Here is a 1,545-nt window from a genome sequence, read left to right as displayed (position 1 = left end):
CATCAGCTTCAGCAAGCACGTCAGCATCAGCAAGCACATCAGCATCAGCAAGCACGTCAGCTTCTGAATCAACATCAGCTTCAGCAAGCACATCAGCTTCAGCAAGCACATCAGCTTCAGCAAGCACCTCAGCATCAGCAAGCACGTCAGCTTCTGAATCAACATCAGCATCAGCAAGCACATCGGCTTCAGCAAGCACCTCAGCTTCAGCAAGCACATCAGCATCAGCAAGCACATCAGCATCAGCAAGCACATCAGCTTCTGAATCAACATCAGCTTCAGCAAGCACATCAGCTTCTGAATCAACATCAGCTTCAGCAAGCACATCAGCTTCAGCAAGCACATCAGCAAGCACATCAGCATCAGCAAGCACATCGGCTTCAGCAAGCACATCAGCTTCAGCAAGCACATCAGCTTCTGAATCAACATCAGCATCAGCAAGCACATCAGCATCAGCAAGCACATCGGCTTCAGCAAGCACATCAGCTTCTGAATCAACATCAGCATCAGCAAGCACATCGGCTTCAGCAAGCACATCAGCTTCTGAATCAACATCAGCTTCAGCAAGCACATCAGCTTCAGCAAGCACGTCAGCTTCTGAATCAACATCAGCTTCAGCAAGCACATCAGCTTCAGCAAGCACATCGGCTTCAGCAAGCACGTCAGCTTCTGAATCAACATCAGCTTCAGCAAGCACATCAGCTTCAGCAAGCACATCAGCTTCAGCAAGCATGTCAGCTTCTGAATCAACATCAGCTTCAGCAAGCACGTCAGCTTCTGAATCAACATCAGCATCAGCAAGCACATCAGCATCAGCAAGCACATCAGCTTCAGCAAGCACATCAGCTTCAGCAAGCACATCGGCTTCAGCAAGCACGTCAGCTTCAGCAAGCACATCAGCTTCTGAATCAACATCAGCTTCAGCAAGCACATCAGCATCAGCAAGCACGTCAGCTTCAGCAAGCACATCAGCTTCAGAATCAACATCAGCATCAGCAAGCACATCGGCTTCAGCAAGCACGTCAGCTTCTGAATCAACATCAGCTTCAGCAAGCACGTCAGCTTCTGAATCAACATCAGCTTCAGCAAGCACATCAGCTTCAGCAAGCACGTCAGCTTCTGAATCAACATCAGCTTCAGCAAGCACGTCAGCTTCAGCAAGCACGTCAGCTTCAGCAAGCACATCAGCTTCTGAATCAACATCAGCTTCAGCAAGCACATCAGCTTCTGAATCAACATCAGCTTCAGCAAGCACATCAGCTTCAGCAAGCACGTCAGCTTCTGAATCAACATCAGCTTCAGCAAGCACATCAGCTTCAGCAAGCACGTCAGCTTCTGAATCAACATCAGCTTCAGCAAGCACGTCAGCTTCTGAATCAACATCAGCTTCAGCAAGCACATCAGCTTCAGCAAGCACATCAGCTTCAGCAAGCACGTCAGCATCAGCAAGCACGTCAGCTTCTGAATCAACATCAGCATCAGCAAGCACATCGGCTTCAGCAAGCACATCGGCTTCAGCAAGCACATCGGCTTCAGCAAGCACGT

General features: G+C 49.1%; 1 protein-coding gene. It reads right to left on the bottom strand.

Annotated elements, in window-relative coordinates; translation table 11 throughout:
• Window positions 1-1,545, bottom strand: a 1,545-nt coding sequence (locus tag QM911_RS09790; protein WP_414313874.1) for a hypothetical protein, incomplete at both ends; no start/stop codon positions are given.

The organism is Streptococcus infantis (assembly GCF_047460825.1).
GTDB classification, from domain to species: Bacteria; Bacillota; Bacilli; order Lactobacillales; family Streptococcaceae; genus Streptococcus; species Streptococcus infantis_V.
Note: the sequence above shows the minus strand (reverse complement) of the source record. Positions and strands in the feature narration are given on the sequence as shown.